The following is a 20,696-nucleotide window of genomic DNA, read 5'->3' on the forward strand; positions in this document are numbered from 1 at the left end:
GGCCGTGGTGCTGCGGTGGATCACGCTGTCCAGTTGTTGAGCAAGGTCCGAGCAGCCCAAAGAAGGCCCATCGGAGCGCAGCAGCTCCGTAGTCCTGGGACTACGTGGCCGCTAGTGAGACAATGCACCCGTAGTCCCAGGACTGTCAACAGTCCTGGGACTGTGTTTGACTGGTTGCGTCGAGAGGAGGCTCGAATGGCACCGAAGTGGCGGGAGCTGGCGGACAAGCTGGCGGACCGGATCAGGTCGGGCGAGTACGCGCCCGGTCAGCAGTTGCCCCACATCAGAGACCTCGTCGAGGCCGGGGAGGGCTCAAAGTCCACGGTCCACGCGGCCTACAAGGCGCTGGAAGCGGAAGGGCTGGTCACCTCGTCACGCGGCCACGGCACGGTGGTGCGGCAGCAGGCTCCGCTGAAACGACTCGGCATCGCTCGGTACGACAAGGCGAAGTGGCGCGACGGTGATCAGGTGGCGTTCATCGCCGACCGGGTGGCATCGGGACGTTCATACCGTCGCGGAGAGCAGACGCAGACGGTCTCCCGTGTTGAAGCCCCGCCGGCGGTTGCTGATGCGCACGGCCTGCCGGTCGGCGCCGACGTGTACGCGCGTGCCCGCCTGGTGAAGGAGGGTGACCAGCCTACGCACACGCTGACCAGCTACTACCGGCCCGAGCACGTTGAGGGCACGCGCATCGTTGACCCCTCGCCCGGCCCGGCAGGCCGCGGCGGCGGCTTCCGCGTTCTGTATGACGCTGGATACGAGATCGACCACATGCGAGAGCAGCTCTTTGCGCGTGTCCCCACGACGGAAGAGGCGAAGCTCCTCCAGCTGGCGCCCGGCGAGTGGGTTGTGGAGCTGCACCGCACCACTTTCACGGCTGACGGCACGGTTGTTGAGTTCGCCATCGGCATCCACGCCGCCTCGCGCTTTGCGTGGGAGTACGACTTCAAGGTGCCCGACTCGGCTCAGGGGGAGGTGACGGCATGATCTCGGCACAGGCGTGGTCCGACGCCCAACTTCTATGGGACTACCAGCAAATGCACCACGATCCGCGCCCCTGTTCAGTAGGCATCGGACTGGGCAGCCACGATCTGGGCGTGGCCGATGTGGCAGTCGATCTCTACCGGCGCGACATGATGCCGCTCATTGTCTTCACGGGCGCTACGAGCCGCACCACCCAGGAGCGCATGCCTCGCGGCGAGGCGGAGCACTATCGAGAGCGGGCCCTAGAGCTGGGCGTGCCGGCGGACGACATCCTTGTCGAACCGAACGCACGAAACACCGGCGAGAACATCCGCTTCTCGCGGGCGTTGCTTGAGGAGTGGGGGGTGGACGTCTCGTCCGTCCTTCTCATCAGCAAGCCGTACGAGGAACGCCGGGCCCACGCGACCGCGCGCAAACTCTGGCCGGACGTCGAGATCGTCAGCGCCTCCGCACCGATGACGCTCGTGGAGTACGTCGATTCGATCGGGGACCCGCACCTCGTGTTGGACATGCTCGTAGGAGCCCAGCAACGTTTGCTGATCTACCCAGAACAAGGCTTTATGGTGGGCCAGGAGATCCCCGCATCCGTCAGAGCGGCTTATGAGCGCCTCTGCGCGGCAGGATTCACGAGCCGTCTCGCTCCATCGCGTCCTTGGCGCCCATCCGGCTCAAGTTGAGCAGAGCCACGTCGGCCTCTCCGCGGCGCGAGCTTCCCTACCTTGTCAAGGCGCCTCGTCGCGTACGGCGCGGCGTCGCCGGGCCGACGGCTCGGGCCGCGCTCCTGTCTGCGCCCCGCTTTGGCACGGCCTGTCGGCCGGCGAAGGGTTGATGGGGCGTGAACCCCGGCATGGCTGGGGCGGTCGGTTCCTCGGCTTGGTTCCCGGCGTACGGCGCAGGATCTTCCGGCATCCCCTTCTTGATCACAACGCTGGGCAAGCTTCGTCCCTCATGAGATCCATGCCGCTTACCTGCTCCCATCGCGAGAGGTGGACAGCTAGTTCGGTCTTTGCGAAGCATTCGCTATCAAAGCTCAAGCGAAGCATGGCCTCCACCATCGTCGACTCGATTCGAGTGTCATCATCAGATTTCACCCGCCTCACCTCCGAAGCGAGAAGCGCACAAAAATCGTGACCAGACGCCAGCTCCGCGCCAGCACTAAGGTGCCCTCCACTGGAAGCGACACTGATCAAGTCGCTGCCATTCACAGTGGCGTAGGGGCTGTTATCGAGAAGCTCTGATACATATCCATCTATGTCGAACTGTCGCCGATCGAGCAAGTGCTTACCGATGTCAACGCCGTGAAATTTCAGCGACGCTCTATTTTGCTCATTCCATAGGCGTATCGCCCCGACAGTAGAGGCGACTTTCATCAGCTCGTTTCGTACTGCCTGCTTTTCCGAAGGTGCCGGTTCCCGATCAAGCAATTCCTCAAGGACTCGGTCGAACGCATCGGAGTGACAGATCATAATTTCTGCGTCGTGCCAGTCTGCATAAAAAGTGCTCTCGCTGTGATGCTGCCCGATTAGCCTCTCGTAGTCAGCATCACAGATCCCAACCACTCCATGGTGCATACGGCGACTGTGGACTTTTGCCATCGCCTCCCGAAGTATGGGCTTCCCGTTGCAATAGATAACTCGAACGTGTGGCGCTGGAAGGAAAAACCGCCGATAGACTCGTGTATCCGTCTTTCCTTCGACCAGAACGATAGGTCCACGCATCGTCATGCGGAGCATGGAAATTTGGTTGGCGATGGTGTCTGCAGTAATCAGATCGTGCATACCGATCAGGCCCCATCGCTCAAGGCGACAGTCAAATCCCAACGATCATTGATAATCTGTGGACTATGCGTCGCTGCGATGAAATTCAACCGCGCCAGTTGTGCGATGCGCAGGAGATCTGGGATAAAGTCAAGCTGCCAACTGACGTGCAGCGAGAGTTCGGGCTCGTCCACTAGTACCAAAGTGCCGGCCTGCTCGCGAAATAGCAGTCCATAAGCGATGACGATTTCTTGTTGCTCGCCTGAGCTTAGGGATTCCAGTGCAATTTCCGCCTCCTCCTTCCTGGTCTTGGCTACGAGGCCATTTTCGCGATCCACCTCAACATATACCCGCCTAAGTTTCTGATTTACGATGTCAAGAAAAAGCTCGAGTCGACCAGCCAGGTCATCTAGCCTAGTCAACTTGTCATCGATGTCATCCAGATAAACACCCAAGACGCCAAGCGCGTGGTCGTCCAAATTCTCTGGCAACAGTAGAACGTCCCCTGCGTCAAGCAATCCAATCTCGACATACTTTTTTCGACGCTCGGCTTGCTGGGTATAGCGATCCCTTACCTCTTGATCTCGTGGACCCGATGGGCTGGAGCGTGAGAGGAGTCTATTGGGGAATGTGCTGTCGAGGGATTGGCTGTAATCGGCGTAATCGGCTAGGGTGTTTCGGATCTTTGCAGCCAGATCCCTCTTATACAACGAGACGGTGGCCACTTGCATCTGTTCGGCTTTGGGCCTACTTACGCGACCAGAAGGATCGCCCGTCGAAACAAGCCGTTGCGCTTCGATCAAATACACTGGGTTATCGGAGAGTAGCCTTCTTAGCCAATCTGGCGTCGGTTTTCCTTTCCTTCGACCGAAAGGAATCATTTGTCCATAGGTGTGCAGTACGTCATCGAGATCGAGTGAGCGATTCGTGTGCGCATCGAGCCACTCGGATCGGCCGATCCTGGACAGGTGGGGGACGAAATCGTCGATCGCCGCCAACGGAAAATCGATCTCACGTCGAGAGATGCCCTCGTATACCCAGCGCACACCCCGCCCGTGATGTGGATGGTAGTGGAATACGAGGTTCTTGGCCGTGGAAAGAGACTGGGGTCCCCTGTCTGGCTTGGGCGTCTGCCAAGAGACCTCGATTAGCCCCCCCTCCGAGAACTCCACGCCGAGCTTCTCGATGGGCATAGACCGCAATTTTGAAAATTGCTGATTGAAAAGAGCGTCGACGGCTTTCAAGATGGAAGTCTTGCCGACTCCATTTGGGCCGTGAAGCAACGTCAAGCCCTCTGCTACCCGCAGCGGGATATAGTGGTCAAGTTCACCGAAAAGCTTCGTTACCGTGATGGATCGGAGCGTCATGAGCGGGATGCTATCGCTTGACGCCGGTGGTTGCGGCAGCTTTGAAGTTGTCTCTACAGGCGGAGTCTTGAGCCTCGCTGCTACCCACAGGCGTTCGTCGTATGCCGGGCCCGAAACTGTGCCTGCCTGCTGGGCGGCTGCCAGAGTGGACTGGGGAAGTATCTGACTTGACGCTGACACCAACGGCAGTGCATCACGGCAGCTGCGCACGGATCCCGTGGGTACGGGCCGCAGGATGCCAACCCTGGGGCTCGATGGAACTCCCGGGACCGTGTCAATCGGTTGCCGTGCCCTCGCATATGGCATCCCAATGGGCCATGTGTGGGCCAGACTGAGCTTTCCAGGCCGCGTACAGCGCTCTCGCGCAGGTCAGAGCGATGCAGGCGCTCGGACGGCAGCGCTCTTGAAAACCGTCGTGGCGCGAGCCACCGTGGGTTCAAATCCCACACCCACCGCCACAGGAGCCACAAGGCCCAGGTCAGCAGGGGTGCCGTCCGATGGACGGCACCCCTGATGTATGCGAGTCGTCCCACGGTTTCTCGCCCGTGCCCCGAGTCTGATCAAGGGCTGTGGGCCAGTGGCGGGCCGGTTCGGTCGGGTTCGGATTGATGGCGGCGAAGGCCGGGTCGGGTTCTGGGTGCGCCGGGCGGGGGGCGGGGGCGCTGAAGCGTGTGCCACTCGGCTAGGCGGCGCGGTGGAGCCGGCTCAGTAGCGGTGGTCGGGCCAGTGAGGGTCTTCCCAGCGAGCGGGCCCCGTGAGCCCCATCAGCCGGATTCGGTGCAGCAGTTCTTCGGGGACGTCCTGGGCTTGCAGCCGGGTGGGGGCGTGGCGGACCAGCCAGGCAGAGAGCTCGGTGCGCAGAGCGTCTGCGTTGTCCCACGCGTCCCATGGGAGTCGGTCTCCCAGCAGTTCGTACTCCCAGTGGGCGGCCGCATCGGCCAGGTGGCGGTCGGCGGTGCGGTGGTCGAGTGCTTCCCAGGCGCTGAGCCATGGCCTGAGCGTGCCGGATGCTTCGGCGCACAGTGCGAGGAGCTCGTGCACGGGGACGGCGGGTTTCGGTTGGGTGAGGCTGTGCGCCCACCAGGCATGCAGGAACTCCCACACGGTAACGGTCTGGCGCGCCGGCCACTCCCGCCAGCTGCCGCGGGCGAACGCATGGCCGACCTCGGCCATGCCGAACATGGGCTCTACAAGGCCGGTGACCAGCGCTCTGGCGAATTGAGGAAGGATACGGCGCAGCACCGCGCCGTGGTCGTTCCAGTCGGGGGCACTCCAGGTGCGATGGAGCAGGTCCGGGTCGAGCTCCACATCCGGGACCTTCAGCCGGGCGAGCTCTTCTTCGCTGCCCCAGTGGCAGTCGCACTGGGTCTCGTCGCTGCGGGCGGTCATTCCGCGAAAGGTGATGGCCAAGCAGTCCAGAGCACGGTCGAGTCGGAGAAGTGGGGGAGTGTCTTCGGGGTTCATCGGCGTCGGCACAGCCTCAGGGGGACTCCGGGTGGCTCCCGCCAGCCGAAGAGCGCGACTCTACCGGTTTCCGAGACGGGTGCTGCGGCCGCCGCCGGGATGGCTGGCAGGGCGCGGTGGGAGCAGACGGGGAACGGGTGTGCACAAGGGGGTGCACAAAGGGGTGCCGTCCACCGGGCGGCACGCCCTTGTGGGTTGGCTCAGGAGGATGGTGGGTCAGGGAGGCGGATCGGGGAGCGGGCGGGTTGTTTGCCGATCAGGTGGGGGAGGCCCGCGTGGTCCGAGCCGACCTTGCGGTAGATGTCCGACAGGAGGCGGGTCACCACGGGGTTCTGGGTGCCCAGGGCTTCCGCGATGCGGGTCGTGGACCAGCCGAGGGCGGCCCATTCGGCGACTGCCTTCTCCTGTGTGGTCAGGGAGTCGGCCGGTGTGGTGCGCGGATGGAGGGGCCAGAGGCCGGACTTGTCCAGTTGTTCGCGGGCGCGGGCGGCGAGGCCGTCCGCGCCGCACTGGACGGCGCCTTCCAGGCCGCGGTGGAGCTGTTCGGCGGCGTCGCGGGGCAGTCCCGCGCGGCGCAGGGCGATGCCGTGGTCCACGAGCGCGCAGGCCAGTTCGTAGCCGGCGGGTGAGCGTTCGAGGTGCTCGACGGACTGGGCGAGCAGGGTGAGCCGCTCCTCGCCGTGTGCCACGGCCGCGGTGGCGCGCAGCGCCTGTCCGATGGCGCCCTGGGTGCCGAAGCGGCGCGCCCTGCGGACGCCTTCGTCCGCGTACCTCCGGGCCCGCTCGGGGTCGGTGTTCTTGAGGGTCTCGGCCAGATGGAGCTGCCAGGGACACCAGGCGGGGTTGCGCATGCCGCGTGGTTCGAGGCGTTCGCCGACCTGGACGAGCTGCTGTTCGGCTTCCCGGCGCATGCCGAGGGCGAGCAGCAGTTCGCTGTAGACGGTCTGGGAGTCCGGATAGACCACGGCGCCGGGCACGATCTCGCCGTAGCTGTAGGTGGAAGCGATCTTCTGTGCGTCCGGGGTGTGGCCCCGGGCGAGCAGGATCTCGATGAGGATGCCGATGGCGAAGTACTGGGCGGGCAGCTGGTGGCCGACCCGGTCGGCGATCCGCAGCCCGCTGCGGACCAGGCCCTCTGCCTCGTCGAGCTGGCCGCGGCGGTAGCGGATATAGCCGAGGAGGGTGAAGCCGAAGGACAGGTGCGCTCCGCGCCAGCCTTTCTCCTCGCATTCCGCGATGCCCTTGTTGAAGAGTTCCTCGGCGCGTCCGGGCTGGTCGCAGTACATGAAGGTGAGGGCGACGAGCACGGGGACCTCGAAGCCCCACTCCTCGTCGGTCCATTTCAGCCCGTTGCCGAGGGCCGCTTGCGCATAGTGGAGCGCGGTGGCCGCCGGTTCGCCGCGCACCATGGCGTCCCAGCCGCGCAGCCCCAGGATGTAGCGCTCGGCCAGACCCCGCCCGCTGAGGTGTTCGGCGAGCCTGGCCAGTCGGCGGGAACGGGCAGGGGAGTCCGGTTCGTCGGTCCGGAAGGCGTTCCACATGAACTGCTCCGCCTGCATCCGCAGCCGGGTCCTGGCGTTGGTGGCTTCGCGGGCGGCCTCGGCGACGGTGTCCGCGGCCTCCTTCATGCGGTCGGAGTGGCCGAGGGCCTGTGCCAGCCGGTAGACGATCGCCTCGCGCAGGGCGGGGTCCAGGACGGGCTCCTCCAGTGCGGCCCGCAGATGGTTGACCGTCGTCGTCGGTTCCGTCAGCAGTGCGGAGCAGCCGAGTTCGAACAGGACGCTGGCCCGTTCCTCCAGGGCGGGCGGCTCACGCAGTGCGCGGGCCAGACAGCGCCGTGCTGCTTCGGGAGCGCCGGAGCGTATGTACTCGCGGGCGGCGGCGCGCAGCGTCTGCACGACCCAGGCGTCGCTCTCGGGGTGCATCTCCAGCATGTGGCGGGCGGTGGAGGTGACGCCCAGCCCCGAGCGGGAGGTGATCATGGCCGCCTGGCCGTGCATGGCGACGCGGAACGTCGCCGGGATCGCCCGGTAGACCGCCGTGGCGACCAGCGGGTGGAAGAACTCCAGCCGGTCGTCGTCGGGCGCCTCCGGGTTCGGGGCGGCGAGGATGCGCCCCTCGCGCAGCCGCGCTACCGCGTCGGCGGATTCGGCCTAGCCCAGTCCGCCGACGCTCGCGGCCAGGGCGCGGGTCGCGTCGGCGCCCAGCACCGCGGCGCCCCAGGCGAAGCGGACGACCGAGGTGCCGAGCCTTTCCAGTCGCTCGACGAGCCCGCTGCCCTTCACGGCGGAGGCGAGTTCGCGCAGCTCCGGAACGTGTATGGCCTGCGGCTTCAGTCCGTGGTCGGCGACTTTGGCGGTGAGTTCGACGATTTCGAAGGGGTTGCCGCCGGTGACCGCCCAGGCCTCGCGGGAGAACGCCTCGTCGGCCTCCTCTCCGAGGGTTTCCAGGACGATGCTGCCCACTGCGCCCTGCGTGAGCGGCACGAGTTCGAAGGGCCGCGTGCCGTGTCGTTCCGACAGCCTGGCGAAGGCCAGTGCGTCGGCGGGGAGTTCCTCGGGCCGGTAGGCCACGACGAGCAGCATCGGCAGCTCGGCGACCCGCGGCGCGAAGCCGGTGAGCCAGGCAAGCGACTCGGCATCTGCCCAGTGGGCGTCGTCCAGCAGCACCACAAGAGGCGCGCGCTGCACGGCGAAGCGCGTGGCGACCCAGTCCAGGCCGTCCCGCACGCCCTGTGGATCGGGCACCCCGGCGGTGCCCGACGCCACCAGTCCCACGGCGGGGGCGACGATGTCGTACCAGCCGCCCAGGATCGCGCGGTGCTCCTCCTCGGTGGCGGACGCGAGCGCCGGCTGCATCAGCTGGCGTACGACATGGAACGCCATGCCCTGTTCGTGCTCGCCGCCGCGGGCGGAGAGCACCGTGCAGCCACGTGCCGCGGCCCGCCTGCGGACCTCCCCGAGCAGTACGGTCTTGCCCAGTCCGGCCGGTCCGGCGAATGCCGCCAATCCGCCCGTGCCGGGTGATCGGGACCCGGGAGACGACCCGCACAGCTCGCTCAACAGGTCGTCGAGTGCCGCCAGTTCCCCGTCACGTTCCAGCAGTGGCCGGTGCGGTCGCCCCGCTCCGTATCCCGTGTTGGCCACATCCGTTCCTTTGAACGTCGCGTATGTGTCGTGGTGGATCTCAGTCGTGGGTCGCCGAACTGCCGTGATTCGTCTCGGATAAGCGAAGCGTACGCCCGTCGAGACGGTCTGTAGTCCAGTGCGCGGGATCTGCTCGCGGAAAGGGCCGGAATCTGGTAACACCGGGGCCTTCCTTGTGGTTTCACCTGTCACAGGCGCACGTGCGTGCACCTAGGTGCGAAGGGGCGCGTGCGCCGTCGTTCGCGCGTGATTCGCGCTCCACGTGCCCGGTTGTGCTCGGGTATGCAGACCATATGACCTGCCTAGCCTGGTAGCGCGGGGACAACGCTCAGACCTGCACCGTCGATCGGCAGAGGTGCAGGGACTCGAGGGGGACTCATGGCGGACGCACCGACTCCCGAAAGTCCTCGGATCGATTCGAACATTCCGCCGTCGTCCGGCCGGACTTCGACATGTTCCGATCCCACCCGGCGGACCGCCGCCGTCAGGCTCCCGTTCCCCGTGCGCTTCAGTCCGCATGCGGAGCGCGCCCGGCGTCATACCCTGCAGTGGGTACAGGGGATGGGCTTGTTGACGGGGGACGCCGCAGCAGGGGAGTACGACGCTCTCCGGCTGGAGCGGCTGATGGCCTATTTCTACCCCGACGCCACGGCCGCCGATCTGGAGCTGGCCGCGGACTTCAACGCCTGGTTCTTCATCTTCGACGACCAGTTCGACGGCTGGCTGGGGAAGCGGCCCGGCGCCGTCGAAGGGCTGGTGCGCACCCTGGCGCGGACGATGACGCCGGACGGCGTGCCCCGGCAGCACGACTGGCGCGCTCCTCGCGGGGTGCGCCGACCTCCCGTGGTCCCCGCCGACGGCGGCGTCCGCCCCCTCGTCACTGCGTTCCGCGACATCTGGCGTCGGTCCGTCGCGGGGCGGCCGGCCTGCTGGCAGCGCCGGTTCCGGGCGCACTGGACGGCCTATATGGCCGCGTACCGAGGAGAGGCGCAGCACCGGAACGCGGAGCGCCTGCCGTCCCTGGAGCGCTTCCTCGAGGTCAGGCGGGACTCCATCGGTGTGCAGCCCTGTCTCGACCTCACCGAGCGGTGCGGGGGCTACAGCCTGCCGGACGAGCTGTACGGCATGCCGCCGCTGCCGGACCTGCGGGAGATCACCGCCGATGTGGTGATCTTCGTCAATGACATCGTCTCGCTGAGCAAGGAGCTGGCGGCCGGGGATGTGAACAACAGCGTGATCATCCGCACCGCGCAGCGGGGATGTACGACGGCGGAGGCCATAGAGCACATCGCCGCGCTCGCCAATGCGCGGGCCGCCCGTTTCACGCAGCTCGCCGCATCGCTGCCGAGGAGGCTGAGCCGGTGCTGCGTGCCCGCGGAGGTCCGCGGGCACATCGAGCACTATGTGGAGGGCATGGGGCATCTGATGGCGGGCAATCTCGCCTGGTCCCTGGCGACGTCCCGCTACGACGAGACCGGGGTCGCCGCGGTGAGCGGCGGCCGGCAGCGCCCCTGGGCGCAGCTGGCCGCGGACGGCGCCGAAACCGCGGCCGTGGGGAGGACGGCGCGGGCGTGACGGCAGGCGCAGGCATGCCGCGGGGTGCGGGCGTGGCAGCGGGTGCGGATGGTGCAGAGGATGCGCGCGGCGCGGGCCGGGGGTGGATCTGCCATGCCCGGTCGCCCGATCCGGGACTTCAGGGGGCTTTCAGGTGATGAAAGGGGTTTATCGACAAGTCATCACGCTTGAGGGCGAATCATGCCGTCAGGGGTGGTTCGCCGGGGGTTCGGTGGGCAAACCTGATCTTGCGACGTCGTGAAAACGATCCGGGGCGGCCGGCCAACTGCCTTGGAACAAGGCTCACTTCGAGCAATCCGCACTTCCGCAGTGCCGGTTCATGGAGGAAAGACATGGCAAGCATCCGTACCGCCCGCGTTCTCGCCGCTGTTGCCGCCCTGCCCCTGACGGCCCTGATGTTCTCGGGCGTCGCCCAGGCCGACAACGGCGCGGGTGCGGACGACGGATCGATTTCGAACGCGATCACGGCCGCCATCGTCGGAAGCGGCGTCGGTGACGACAACAAGGGCAACTCCACCACGACCCAACAGGTCGCGAACGGCTCCGGCGCGACCAACCAGAACAACACCGCCGCTGTGAACGACGCCGACGACGTCAACGTCGAGCAGGTGAACGCGGTGGTGACCTTCACGAACCTGTGGTGACCTTCACGAACCTGTGGTGAGCGCGACGGCCCGGCGGGGGTGACCGAGGGGTGAGCGGCAGCCTGTGCGGCGGTGCTTCGGCGCCGTTGCGCAGGCTGCCGCGCGTTCTCGCCGCCTTGACAGCCGGACTTGATCTGACGGACAGTCAGACAGTCCTCAGTGCAGCGGCGTTGACTGGCGGTGATGTGGTGACCGAGGCGCTGGACGAAGAGGGGCGGCGACGCGGCGACGCGGCCGCCGACGAGGCGTTCCACCGGCGGCTCAAGGCGTACGAGGGGCGGCCGGCGGCCGCCCCCGGCGTCGGCAAGGACATCGTCAACGAGCCTATGATCAGGCACTGGTGCGAGGCGATGGGCGACGCCAACCCCGCGTACACCGGCTCCGGCGCGATCGCGCCGCCGACGATGCTGCAGGCCTGGACGATGGGCGGCCTCACCGGGCACTCACCGGGCGGCGGAGCGCAGGACGAGCTGTTCGCCCTGCTGGAAGCGGCGGGCTGCACCTCGGTGGTCGCCACGGACTGCGAGCAGGAGTACCTCAGGCCCCTCCGGCCCGGCGACCGGATCACCTTCCGCACGGTGATCGAATCCGTCTCCCCAAGGAAGACGACCAAGCTGGGCACAGGCCACTTCATCACCACGCGGACGGACATCCGGGCCGATGGGGAGCCGGCCGGCACACACCGCTTCCGCATCCTCAAGTACGCGCCTGCAGCCCTGGCAGCCTCTGAGGACCTGGCAGCTCCTGAGGCCCCGGCAGCTCCTGCAGCCCCCCGCCCGGCGCACGACGCCGGGAAGCCCCGTCGCCCGCGGCCCGTGGTCAATCGGGACAACGCCGGGTTCTGGGAAGGCGTGGCAGGGCACACGCTCCTGATCCAGCGCTGCCTGAGCTGCCGGACCCTGCGTTTCCCCTGGCTGCCGGGGTGCAACGGCTGCGGCTGCGAACAGTGGGACACGGTCCGGGCGAGCGGCGCGGGCACGGTCTACTCGTACGTGGTGATGCACCACCCGCCGTTCCCCGCCTTCGACCCCCCGTACGCGGTCGGGCTGATCGAGCTCGCCGAGGGCGTGCGCACCGTCGGCAACGTCGTCGGGGCGCCGTATGACCAGGTGCGCATCGGCATGCCCGTGCGGCTGGAATTCCGGCAGGTGGACGAGGAGCTCGAACTGCCGGTCTTCCGGGCCCTGCGTGGGGGGAGCGTGGTGTGACATGGCCGTGCTCCCCGGGTACGAGCTGCCGTCGCTCACCGTTCCCGTCACCCGCACCCTGATCGTCGCCGGAGCCATCGCCTCGCGCGACTACCAGGACGTCCACCACGACCCCGAGCTCGCCCGGCAGAAGGGCGCCCCGGACATCTTCATGAACATCCTGACCACCAACGGGCTGGTGGGCCGGTATGTCACCGACTTCTTCGGCGAGCGGGCGCGGCTGCGCAAGGTGGCCATACGGCTCGGCGCGCCCAACTATCCAGGAGACACCATGGTGTTGCGCGGCACGGTCGTCTCGGTCGCGGACGGCGAGGTCACGGTGCGGGTCACGGGCGTGAACGGCGTCGGCGCCCATGTCACGGGCACGGTGACCATGTCCGTGCCGGAGGACTTCCCGGCGGGGGGTGTCATCGTATGAGTCTTCGGGGAGCGGACGCGCTCGGCGGGCGGGCGGCGATCGCCGGCATCGGGGCCACGGAGTTCTCCAAGGACTCCGGGCGCAGTGAGCTGAAGCTCGCCGTCGAGGCCGTGCGGGCCGCGCTCGACGACGCCGGCCTCTCCCCCGGCGACGTCGACGGACTGGTCACCTTCACGATGGACACCAGCCCTGAGATCACCGTCGCGCAGGCGGCGGGCATCGGCGAGCTGTCGTTCTTCTCCCGCGTCCACTACGGCGGCGGCGCGGCATGCGCCACCGTGCAGCAGGCCGCGCTCGCCGTCGCCGCCGGAATCGCCGAGGTCGTCGTCTGCTACCGCGCGTTCAACGAACGGTCCGGCCGCCGCTTCGGGGCCGGGGTGCAGCGGCGTGAGCCGTCGGCGGAGGGCGCGGCGCTCGGCTGGGTCATGCCGTTCGGGCTGCTCACCCCCGCCTCCTGGGTCGCCATGGCGGCGCAGCGCTATCTCCATGTCCACGGGCTGACGACGGAGGTGTTCGGTCAGGTGGCGGTGGTCGCCCGCCGCCATGCGGCGAACAACCCCGCCGCGTACTTCCACGGCAGGCCGATCACCCTCGCCGAGCACGCGGCCTCGCGCTGGATAGCGGAGCCGCTGCGGCTGCTGGACTGCTGCCAGGAGACCGACGGGGGGCAGGCGATCGTCGTCACTGGCGTGGAGCGCGCCCGTGAGCTGCCGCAGCCGCCCGCGGTGATCGTCGCCGCGGCCCAGGGCGCGGGCCGCGGGCAGGAGCAGATGACCGGGTTCCACCGGGGTGATCCGGCCGGGCTGCCGGAGTCGGGGGTGGTGGCCCGGCAGCTGTGGCAGACCTCGGGGCTTGCGCCCGCCGATATCGACGTGGGCATCGTGTACGACCACTTCACTCCGTTCGTGCTGATGCAGCTGGAGGAGTTCGGGTTCTGCAAGCCCGGTGAGGCGGCCGGTTTCGTCGCCTCCGGCGCGCTGCCCCTCAACACGCACGGGGGCCAGCTGGGAGAGGCGTATCTGCACGGCATGAACGGCATCGCGGAAGCGGTCAGACAGCTCCGCGGCACCTCGCCGAACCAGACGCCGGGTGCGGCGAGGGTTCTCGTCACGGCGGGTACCGGGGTGCCCACGTCGGGGCTGATCCTGAGTGCGGACGGCTGAGCCCGGCGGCAGGGACGCCGTCAGGTCCGCGGGGCCAAAGGACGGGACACTCCGGGCCGGTGAGCGGGGCGACCCGGGCCGGAGAGCGGGGCGACCGGCCCCGGCGGCGGCGCCGTCGGGCATCCGGGCGGGGCGGCGCGTGGCGGCGGCTGCGCTGCGTGGCGACCCTGAGAAGGCCTCCACCTTCAGGAGGTGCGGCCACGGCCCCCAGTACAACCTGAGAGGGACAAGGCTTCGGGACCTGGGGCCGATCCGCGGGGCACGGCCCGCTTCTAGCGTTGAGCCATGACCACGCCTGTCTGCACAAGCGCTGCCACGGCCGCCGAGCCGACGACCGCACGCTTTGTGTCCTACGCATCGTTCTCGTCGTACGTACGGGCGCGGGGGCCCGTGCTGCTGCGGACCGCGCGCTCGCTCACCGCCAACCCGAGCGACGCGGAGGACCTGCTGCAGACCGCGCTGACCAAGACCTACGTCGCCTGGGAGCGGATCGAGGACCATCGGGCGCTGGACGGCTACGTCCGGCGCGCCCTGCTGAACACCCGCACCTCGCAGTGGCGCAAGCGCAAGGTCGACGAGTTCGCCTGCGAGGAACTGCCCGAGCGCGAGATCTCGCCCGCACCCGACCCGGCCGAGCGGCAGGCGCTGCACGACGCGATGTGGCGCGCCGTGCTGAAGCTGCCCGACCGGCAGCGGGCGATGGTCGTGCTGCGCTACTACGAGGACCTCAGCGAGGCACAGACGGCCGAGGTGCTCGGAGTGTCCGTCGGCACGGTGAAGAGCGCCGTGTCCCGTGCGCTGGGCAAGCTCCGCGAGGACCCGGAGCTCTCCCCCATGCGGTGACGCGTATGCCGGCCCCTACAAGATCGACTGGCGATTTCCTTACCTCCGGGTAGTGACATACCGCTTGGTATGTGAGCAGAATCTGCTCCAACCTTTACTGCCGCGTAGCCAGCGCCCACCGGGAGGTCGCCGTGCTCAGCACCATGCAGGACGTACCGCTGCTCGTGTCTCGCATCCTGCGACACGGGACGACGATGCATGCATCGTCGCTGATCACGACGTGGACGGGGGAGGCGGAGCCGCAACGGCGCACGTTCGCCGAGACCGGGGCGCGGGCGGCGCAGCTGGCGCACGCGCTGCGCGACGGACTGGGGATCACCGGGGATCAGCGGGTCGCGACGCTGATGTGGAACAACGCCCAGCATGTCGAGGCGTACTTCGCCATCCCCTCGATGGGTGCGGTGCTGCACACCCTGAATCTGCGGCTGCCGCCGGAGCAGCTGGCGTGGATCGTCAACCACGCCGCCGACCGGGTCGTGATCGTCAACGGCAGTCTGCTGCCGCTGCTGGCCCCGCTGCTGCCGCATCTGCCCACCGTCGAGCATGTGGTGGTCTCCGGCCCCGGTGACCGCTCGGCGCTCGCGGACGCGCAGGCCCAGGTGCACGACTACGAGGAGCTGATCGCGGGCCGGCCGGAGGAGTTCGACTGGCCGGAGCTGGACGAGCGGTCCGCCGCCGCGCTGTGCTACACCTCCGGCACCACCGGCGACCCCAAGGGCGTGGCCTACTCCCACCGGTCGGTCTATCTGCACGCGATGCAGGTGAACATGGCGCAGTCGATGGGGCTGACGGACGAGGACACCTCGCTGATCGTCGTGCCGCAGTTCCATGTGAACGCCTGGGGGCTGCCGCACGCCACGTTCATGACCGGCATCGGGATGCTGATGCCGGACCGCTTCCTGCAGCCGGCCCCGCTGGCGGAGATGATCGAGCAGGAGAAGCCCAGCCATGCGGCCGCGGTGCCGACGATCTGGCAGGGGCTGCTGGCGGAGGTCACGGCCCGACCCCGTGACTTGTCGTCGATGCGGCAGGTGACGATCGGGGGCTCGGCCTGTCCGCCGTCGCTGATGGAGGCCTACGACAAGCTCGGGGTGCGACTGTGCCACGCCTGGGGGATGACGGAGACCTCGCCGCTGGGCACGATGGCGCGTCCCCCGGCGGGATTGTCGGCGGAGGAGGAGATGCCGTACCGCCTCACCCAGGGCAAGTTCCCGGCGAGCGTGGAGGCGCGGCTGATCGGCCCGGACGGCAGGAAGCTGGCCTGGGACGGGGCTTCGGCGGGGGAGCTGGAGGTGCGCGGCCCGTGGATCGCGGGCGGCTACTACGGCGGCGCCGAGGCGGAGACGCTGCGTCCCGAGGACAAGTTCAGCGAGGACGGGTGGCTGAAGACGGGGGACGTGGGTGTGATCAGCCCGGACGGGTATCTGACGCTGACCGACCGGGCGAAGGATGTGATCAAGTCCGGTGGAGAGTGGATCTCCAGTGTGGAACTGGAGAACGCGCTGATGGCGCACCCGGAGGTCGCGGAGGCGGCCGTGGTCGCGGTGCCGGACGAGAAGTGGGGCGAGCGGCCGCTGGCGACGGTGGTGTGGAAGGACGGGGCCAAGGCCGAACTGGCCGCGCTGAAGGACTTCCTGGCGGCCAGGATCGCCAAGTGGCAGCTGCCGGAGCGGTGGTCGGTCGTGGAGTCGGTGCCCAAGACCAGCGTGGGCAAGTTCGACAAGAAGGTCATCCGAAAGCAGTACGCCGACGGAGAGCTGGAGGTCACCCGGATCTGAGCGGCGTCGCCGTCTGACGCGAGACGGCCGTCCTCACCCAGAGGGCGGCCGTCTGCATACGTCGCGGCACCTCCCTGCCAGCGGCCTGCCGTCCGGCCAGGAGGTCTGCCGTCCCGTCAGGGGTCTTGCCGTCCGACCAGGGCTTGCCGCACCGTCACGGGTCTCGCCGCACCGTCAGGGTCTCGTCGCACCGTCACGAGGCTCGCCGCACCGTCACGAGGCTCGGCTTCCGGTCAGTTCGTCCCTATCTTGGCCAGCAGGTCGACGATGCGGGTCTGCACCTCCGGGCTCGTCGAACGCTCCGCGAGGAAGAGCACCGTCTCCCCCGACGACAGCCGCGGCAGCTCGGCCCGGTTCAGCTCCGCCGAGGTGTAGACGACGAGCGGAGTGCGGTTGAGCTGCCCGTTCGCACGCAGCCAGTCGATGATGCCCGCGCGCCGTCTGCGTACCTGCATCAGGTCCATGACCACCAGGTTCGGCCGCACCTGCGTGGCGAGCGCCACCGCGTCGGCGTCCGCGCCCGCCCGCGCGACCTGCATGCCGCGCCGCTCCAGCGTCTCCGTCAGCGCCAGCGCGATCTCCTCGCTCTCCTCGATCAGCAGGACGCGCGAGGGGTGCTGCTCGCTGTCGCGGGGGGCCAGCGCCTTGAGCAGGACGGCCGGGTCGGCCCCGTACGCGGCCTCCCGCGTCGCCTGCCCCAGGCCCGCGGTCACCAGCACCGGCACCTCGGCGGCCACGGCCGCCTGGCGCAGGGACTGAAGGGCGGTGCGCGTGATGGGGCCGGTCAGCGGGTCCACGAACAGCGCCGCCGGGAACGCGGCGATCTGCGCATCGACTTCCTCGCGCGAGTGCACGACCACCGGGCGGTAGCCGCGGTCGCTCAGCGCCTGCTGGGTGGAGACGTCCGGCGCGGGCCAGACGAGCAGTCGACGCGGATTGTCCAGCGGCTCCGGGGGGAGTTCGTCGTCGACGGGCTGCGGCTGCGGGCGGTTGGACACCTCGACCGCGCCGCCGGGGCCGTCCAGCGGCTCCGGGCCCTCCGCTCCCTCGTCGGGTGCGGAGATCGCATATGCGCGGCCCTCGGAGCGGTCGGCGGCGCGCTTCGCGGGCTCCGGCTGCGGCTGCGGCTGGGACGGCGACGGCGGCTGCGTCGCGTGCCGGCGGGCGGCTGCCTCGGCGTGCTCCGCATCGGGCCGGGTGGCCAGCTTGCGGCGTCGGCCGGAGCCGGCGCTCGGCTGGCCGTGCGGAGGCGTCGCCTGCTGGGCGGCCTGCTGGGCGTACGGCACGCCCTGCCCCAGCGTGCGCACGCTGAACGCCCTGCCCTGCGTATCGGTGCCGGACGCCTCGGGAGCCGGGGTCGGCGCCGGTGCCGGGGCGGGCGCGGCGGCGGCCGGGGCCTCGGCAGGCAGCGGCTGGGCCGCGGGCTGAGGCTGTGGTTGCGGTTGTGATTGTGATTGCGGCGGAGGCAGTGGCCGGGACACGGGCCCGATGCCCTCACCCTCCCCGGCGCCCGTGGCTGACGACGGCACGGGTGCGGCTTCCTGCGGCACGGGGGTGCCGGGCGCGGGAGTCGCCGCGTCTGCCGAACCTGTGTCCGCCGGGCTCGTGGCGTCCGCCGGGTCGGGCAGGGGCTGGGCGGCCTCGGCGGCGGGGCGGGCCCGCCTGCGCCCCGTCGGCAGCGGATGCGGCTGCGGCGGGGTGTGGTGGTGGTCCACGCCCGGCTCCGTACGGACGGCCTCGTGCCGGGCCGGCACGTCACGGGGGGATGCGTCCCCGGCCGGGGCGGGTGCTTCCGGCACCCGGGACCGGTCCGAGGCGGCCGGGGGAAGCGCGAACGCGCTGTGCGGGACAGCCCTCTCCACGCTCCCGGCACTCTCCCTGGCCTCGGCGGCCGCCGGCGCCTCTGCTGCCTCCAGTGTTTCGGGTGCCTCGACGGCTGCGGGTGCTTCCAGCGCCTCCTGTGCTTCCGGTGCTTCCTGTGCTTCGACGGAGGCCGCGGCCAGAGCCCGCCTGGCGCGCCGCCCGGCGGGAGCGGGCTGCGCGGCGGGAACGGGTGCGGGCGTGGGCACGGGTCCGGGTGCGGGCAGCTCGGCACGGGCGGGGCGGCCGGACGGGGCGCTGCCGTTCAGGTGCGCGTTGGGATACGCGTTTCCGTGGGGGGCGACGGGCACGCCCTGGGGCGGCACGGTCTCGCCCAGCGCCGGACGTCCGGTGGACGCGGCGCCCTCCGCGGCCGTGACCACCGACCCCTCGGCCGGCTGCACCGCGGCCCCGGGGCCTGAGGCCGTCAGGGCTTCCTCGGCAGGGCTGGGCCGTCCGCGCCTGCGTCCCGTGCCACCGCTGCTGCCGCCGCTTGCCGCCTGGGCGGGAATGAGCTCCTGAGGCGTGGCCGGTTCGGCCGGGGGAGCCGCCCGACGGCGGCCGGTCGGCCGCATGGCCACCGGGTCCTCCGCGGCCACCGGGCTCTCCAGGAACGCGTCCGTGGAGGCGCGCCGAGCACGCCGCCGACCGCCCCTTCCTCCGCCTGCGGAAACGGAGGCGGAACCCTGCGCGGCGGCCGGCGTCGGCGCCGGCGTCAGCGCCTGGGCCGGGGCCAGGGCAGTTGGGCCGGTGGCCTCGACCGGTGAGACGGCCTCAGCGGATGCGGCGGCCTCGGGAGTCCCCGTCTCGGCCGGAGCAGCGGCCACCGGCTCCGCGGTCTGCTGCCCGGGCAGGGCGAGTGCGGTCCCCGGCGTCGCCGCGGCGGGCTGTGCCACCGTTCCGGCGCCTTCGCCCAGCGGCAACTCCAGCACATAGGCGCTGCCGCCCATCCCCGGCATCTCGTGCGTCTGCAGCAGGCCGCCGTGCGCCAGGACGATCCCGCGCACGATCGGCTCGTGCACCGGGTCTCCCCCGGCATACGGCCCGCGCACCTCGATCCGTACGACATCGCCTCGCTGTGCCGCGGCCACCACGATCGTCGAGTCCCCGTAGCCGCCGCCCGGGACGGCCCGGGCCTTGCCCGTCGAGTCGACCCCCGCGACATCCGCGATCAGATGCGCCAGCGCCGTCGCCAGCCGGGCTCCGTCAACCTCGGCCTCGACCGGAGGGGCGTGCACGGCGAACTGCGCGCGCCCCGGGCCGATCAGCTCGACCGCGCCCTCGACCCCGGCCGCTACGACCTCGTCGAGCAGCGTCTTCGCCTTCTGGAGCCCCTCGGCTCCGGTGTCGAGACGCTGGAAGCTGAGGACATTGTCGACAAGCGTCGTCATCCGGGCGTATCCGGCGGCCAGATGGTGGAGGATCTGGTTCGCCTCGGGCCAGAGCTGTCCGGCGGGGTCGGCGGCCAGCGTGCCGAGTTCGGCGCGCAGTTCCTCCAGCGGGCCGCGCAGCGAACCGCCGAGCACGGCGGTCAGCTGGGCGTGCCGGGCGGCGAGCTCCGCGTACCGCTCCTGGCTCGCCTCCAGTTCGGCCGCCGCCCGGTCGGCGTTGTCGGCCAGCTCGGCGGCGTGCTGCTCGGCCGTCTCCTTCAGCTCGGCGGCATGCCGTTCCACCAGGTCCTCGTACGGCCGCCGGTCGGTGAAGGTCATCACCGCGCCGACGAGCTGGTCCCCGTCCCGCACCGGCGCGGTCGTGAGATCCACCGGCACCCGTGCGCCGTTCTTCGACCACAGCACCTGGCCGCGCACCCGGTGCTTGCGGCCTGACTTCAGCGTGTCCGCGAGCGGGGACTCCTCGTACGGGAAGGGCTCGCCGTCCGGGCGGGAGTGCAGGATCAGCGGGTGCAGCTCCTGGCCGCCGAGGTCGCTGGCCCTGAAGCCCAGGATCTGGGCGGCGGCCGGGTTGACCAGCACCACCCTGCCCTCGGTGTCCGTGCCGACGACGCCCTCCGCCGCGGCCCGCAGGATCATCTCGGTCTGGCGCTGCGAACGCGCCAGCTCGGCCTCGGTGTCGACCGTCCCGGAGAGATCGCGTACAACGAGCATCAGCAGCTCGTCGCCGGTGTAGCCGGACTGGGAGGCGTAGGCCTCGCGTCCGTCCTCAAGGCTGGCGCTGGTGACCTCGACGGGGAACTCGGCGCCGTCCGTGCGCCGTGCGATCATCCGGGTCGGCTTGGTGCGGCCGCGCGGGTCCGCCGCCTCCGGCCGCCGCATGGAGCCCGGGATCAGCTGGGAGTCGAACGACGGCAGCAGATCGAGCAGTCCCCGGCCGACCAGAGCGGTGCCGGGGGCCTCGAAGAGCTCCAGCGCGATGGTGTTGGCGTTGACGACCGTGCCGTTGCAGTTGACGAGCACGAGGCCGTCGGGGAGCGCGTCGAGTATGGCGGCAAGGCGAGCAGCGCCTCGGGATGGCCTGCTGCTCACGACGAC

The 20,696-nt window shown here is 69.5% G+C and carries 15 protein-coding genes; 9 read left to right on the forward strand and 6 right to left on the reverse strand.

Going from position 1 to position 20,696, the window contains the following annotated elements:
• Window positions 1-195: 195 nt before the first annotated feature.
• Complete coding sequence (locus QCN29_RS05735) at window positions 196-987, forward strand: GntR family transcriptional regulator (protein WP_279926595.1); 792 nt, start codon at window positions 196-198, stop codon at window positions 985-987.
• Window positions 984-1,661, forward strand: coding sequence for a YdcF family protein (locus QCN29_RS05740; RefSeq protein ID WP_279926596.1), 678 nt, complete (start codon window positions 984-986; stop codon window positions 1,659-1,661). The genes QCN29_RS05735 and QCN29_RS05740 overlap by 4 nt, the downstream gene beginning before the upstream one ends.
• A gap of 243 nt (window positions 1,662-1,904) precedes the next feature.
• On the opposite strand, the gene QCN29_RS05745 is transcribed toward QCN29_RS05740, so the two are convergent.
• From QCN29_RS05745 to QCN29_RS37035, 5 genes are all read right to left on the reverse strand, one after another.
• Window positions 1,905-2,762, reverse strand: coding sequence for a DUF4435 domain-containing protein (locus tag QCN29_RS05745; protein ID WP_279926597.1), 858 nt, complete (start codon window positions 2,760-2,762; stop codon window positions 1,905-1,907).
• 5 nt (window positions 2,763-2,767) lie between these two features.
• The gene (locus tag QCN29_RS05750; RefSeq protein ID WP_279926598.1) at window positions 2,768-4,108 is read right to left on the reverse strand and encodes an AAA family ATPase; all 1,341 of its coding nucleotides are present in this window, start codon (window positions 4,106-4,108) and stop codon (window positions 2,768-2,770) included.
• Window positions 4,109-4,813: 705 nt separating this feature from the next.
• Window positions 4,814-5,497 (reverse strand): hypothetical protein, encoded by a 684-nt coding sequence (locus QCN29_RS05755; protein ID WP_398859124.1) that lies wholly within the window; start codon window positions 5,495-5,497, stop codon window positions 4,814-4,816.
• 275 nt (window positions 5,498-5,772) lie between these two features.
• Entirely contained in the window at window positions 5,773-7,572 is a 1,800-nt protein-coding gene (locus QCN29_RS37030) for a helix-turn-helix transcriptional regulator (protein ID WP_398859125.1), read from the reverse strand.
• 153 nt (window positions 7,573-7,725) lie between these two features.
• Entirely contained in the window at window positions 7,726-8,718 is a 993-nt protein-coding gene (locus QCN29_RS37035; RefSeq protein ID WP_398859126.1) for an AAA family ATPase, read from the reverse strand.
• Between the two features lie 423 nt (window positions 8,719-9,141).
• Between QCN29_RS37035 and QCN29_RS05765 the strand changes: the two genes are divergently transcribed.
• The 7 genes from QCN29_RS05765 to QCN29_RS05795 all read left to right on the forward strand — a co-directional run bounded on the left by QCN29_RS05765 (window position 9,142) and on the right by QCN29_RS05795 (window position 16,347).
• The gene (locus QCN29_RS05765) at window positions 9,142-10,293 is read left to right on the forward strand and encodes an isoafricanol synthase (RefSeq protein ID WP_279926696.1); all 1,152 of its coding nucleotides are present in this window, start codon (window positions 9,142-9,144) and stop codon (window positions 10,291-10,293) included.
• 332 nt (window positions 10,294-10,625) lie between these two features.
• Window positions 10,626-10,937: a hypothetical protein gene (locus QCN29_RS05770; protein WP_240139616.1), complete on the forward strand. Its 312-nt coding sequence runs from the start codon at window positions 10,626-10,628 to the stop codon at window positions 10,935-10,937.
• 200 nt (window positions 10,938-11,137) lie between these two features.
• A complete protein-coding gene (locus QCN29_RS05775; RefSeq protein ID WP_279926697.1) occupies window positions 11,138-12,145 on the forward strand; it encodes a bifunctional MaoC family dehydratase N-terminal/OB-fold nucleic acid binding domain-containing protein in 1,008 nt (335 codons plus the stop codon).
• Window position 12,146: 1 nt separating this feature from the next.
• Window positions 12,147-12,563, forward strand: coding sequence for a MaoC family dehydratase (locus tag QCN29_RS05780; RefSeq protein WP_279926600.1), 417 nt, complete (start codon window positions 12,147-12,149; stop codon window positions 12,561-12,563).
• On the forward strand, window positions 12,560-13,726 hold the full coding sequence (locus tag QCN29_RS05785; RefSeq protein WP_279926601.1) for a lipid-transfer protein: 1,167 nt from the start codon (window positions 12,560-12,562) through the stop codon (window positions 13,724-13,726). The genes QCN29_RS05780 and QCN29_RS05785 overlap by 4 nt, the downstream gene beginning before the upstream one ends.
• Window positions 13,727-14,011: 285 nt before the next feature.
• Window positions 14,012-14,569 (forward strand): SigE family RNA polymerase sigma factor, encoded by a 558-nt coding sequence (locus tag QCN29_RS05790; protein ID WP_279926603.1) that lies wholly within the window; start codon window positions 14,012-14,014, stop codon window positions 14,567-14,569.
• 131 nt (window positions 14,570-14,700) lie between these two features.
• Entirely contained in the window at window positions 14,701-16,347 is a 1,647-nt protein-coding gene (locus QCN29_RS05795) for a long-chain fatty acid--CoA ligase (RefSeq protein ID WP_279926605.1), read from the forward strand.
• Between the two features lie 233 nt (window positions 16,348-16,580).
• On the opposite strand, the gene QCN29_RS05800 is transcribed toward QCN29_RS05795, so the two are convergent.
• On the reverse strand, window positions 16,581-20,690 hold the full coding sequence (locus QCN29_RS05800) for a hybrid sensor histidine kinase/response regulator (RefSeq protein WP_279926606.1): 4,110 nt from the start codon (window positions 20,688-20,690) through the stop codon (window positions 16,581-16,583).
• Window positions 20,691-20,696 lie beyond the last annotated feature (6 nt).

Origin of the sequence: Streptomyces chengmaiensis, from assembly GCF_029846775.1 — a bacterium.
Taxonomy (GTDB): domain Bacteria; phylum Actinomycetota; class Actinomycetes; order Streptomycetales; family Streptomycetaceae; genus Streptomyces; species Streptomyces chengmaiensis.

What these genes read in the sequence shown, in the direction of transcription:
- QCN29_RS05735 (WP_279926595.1), top strand. Translation starts at nt 196, where the DNA reads ATGGCACCGAAGTGGCGGGAGCTGGCGGACAAGCTGGCGGACCGGATC.
- QCN29_RS05740 (WP_279926596.1), top strand. Translation starts at nt 984, where the DNA reads ATGATCTCGGCACAGGCGTGGTCCGACGCCCAACTTCTATGGGACTAC.
- QCN29_RS05745 (WP_279926597.1), bottom strand. Translation starts at nt 2,762, where the DNA reads ATGCACGATCTGATTACTGCAGACACCATCGCCAACCAAATTTCCATG.
- QCN29_RS05750 (WP_279926598.1), bottom strand. Translation starts at nt 4,108, where the DNA reads ATGACGCTCCGATCCATCACGGTAACGAAGCTTTTCGGTGAACTTGAC.
- QCN29_RS05755 (WP_398859124.1), bottom strand. Translation starts at nt 5,497, where the DNA reads ATGACCGCCCGCAGCGACGAGACCCAGTGCGACTGCCACTGGGGCAGC.
- QCN29_RS37030 (WP_398859125.1), bottom strand. Translation starts at nt 7,572, where the DNA reads ATGCACGGCCAGGCGGCCATGATCACCTCCCGCTCGGGGCTGGGCGTC.
- QCN29_RS05770 (WP_240139616.1), top strand. Translation starts at nt 10,626, where the DNA reads ATGGCAAGCATCCGTACCGCCCGCGTTCTCGCCGCTGTTGCCGCCCTG.
- QCN29_RS05780 (WP_279926600.1), top strand. Translation starts at nt 12,147, where the DNA reads ATGGCCGTGCTCCCCGGGTACGAGCTGCCGTCGCTCACCGTTCCCGTC.
- QCN29_RS05785 (WP_279926601.1), top strand. Translation starts at nt 12,560, where the DNA reads ATGAGTCTTCGGGGAGCGGACGCGCTCGGCGGGCGGGCGGCGATCGCC.
- QCN29_RS05790 (WP_279926603.1), top strand. Translation starts at nt 14,012, where the DNA reads ATGACCACGCCTGTCTGCACAAGCGCTGCCACGGCCGCCGAGCCGACG.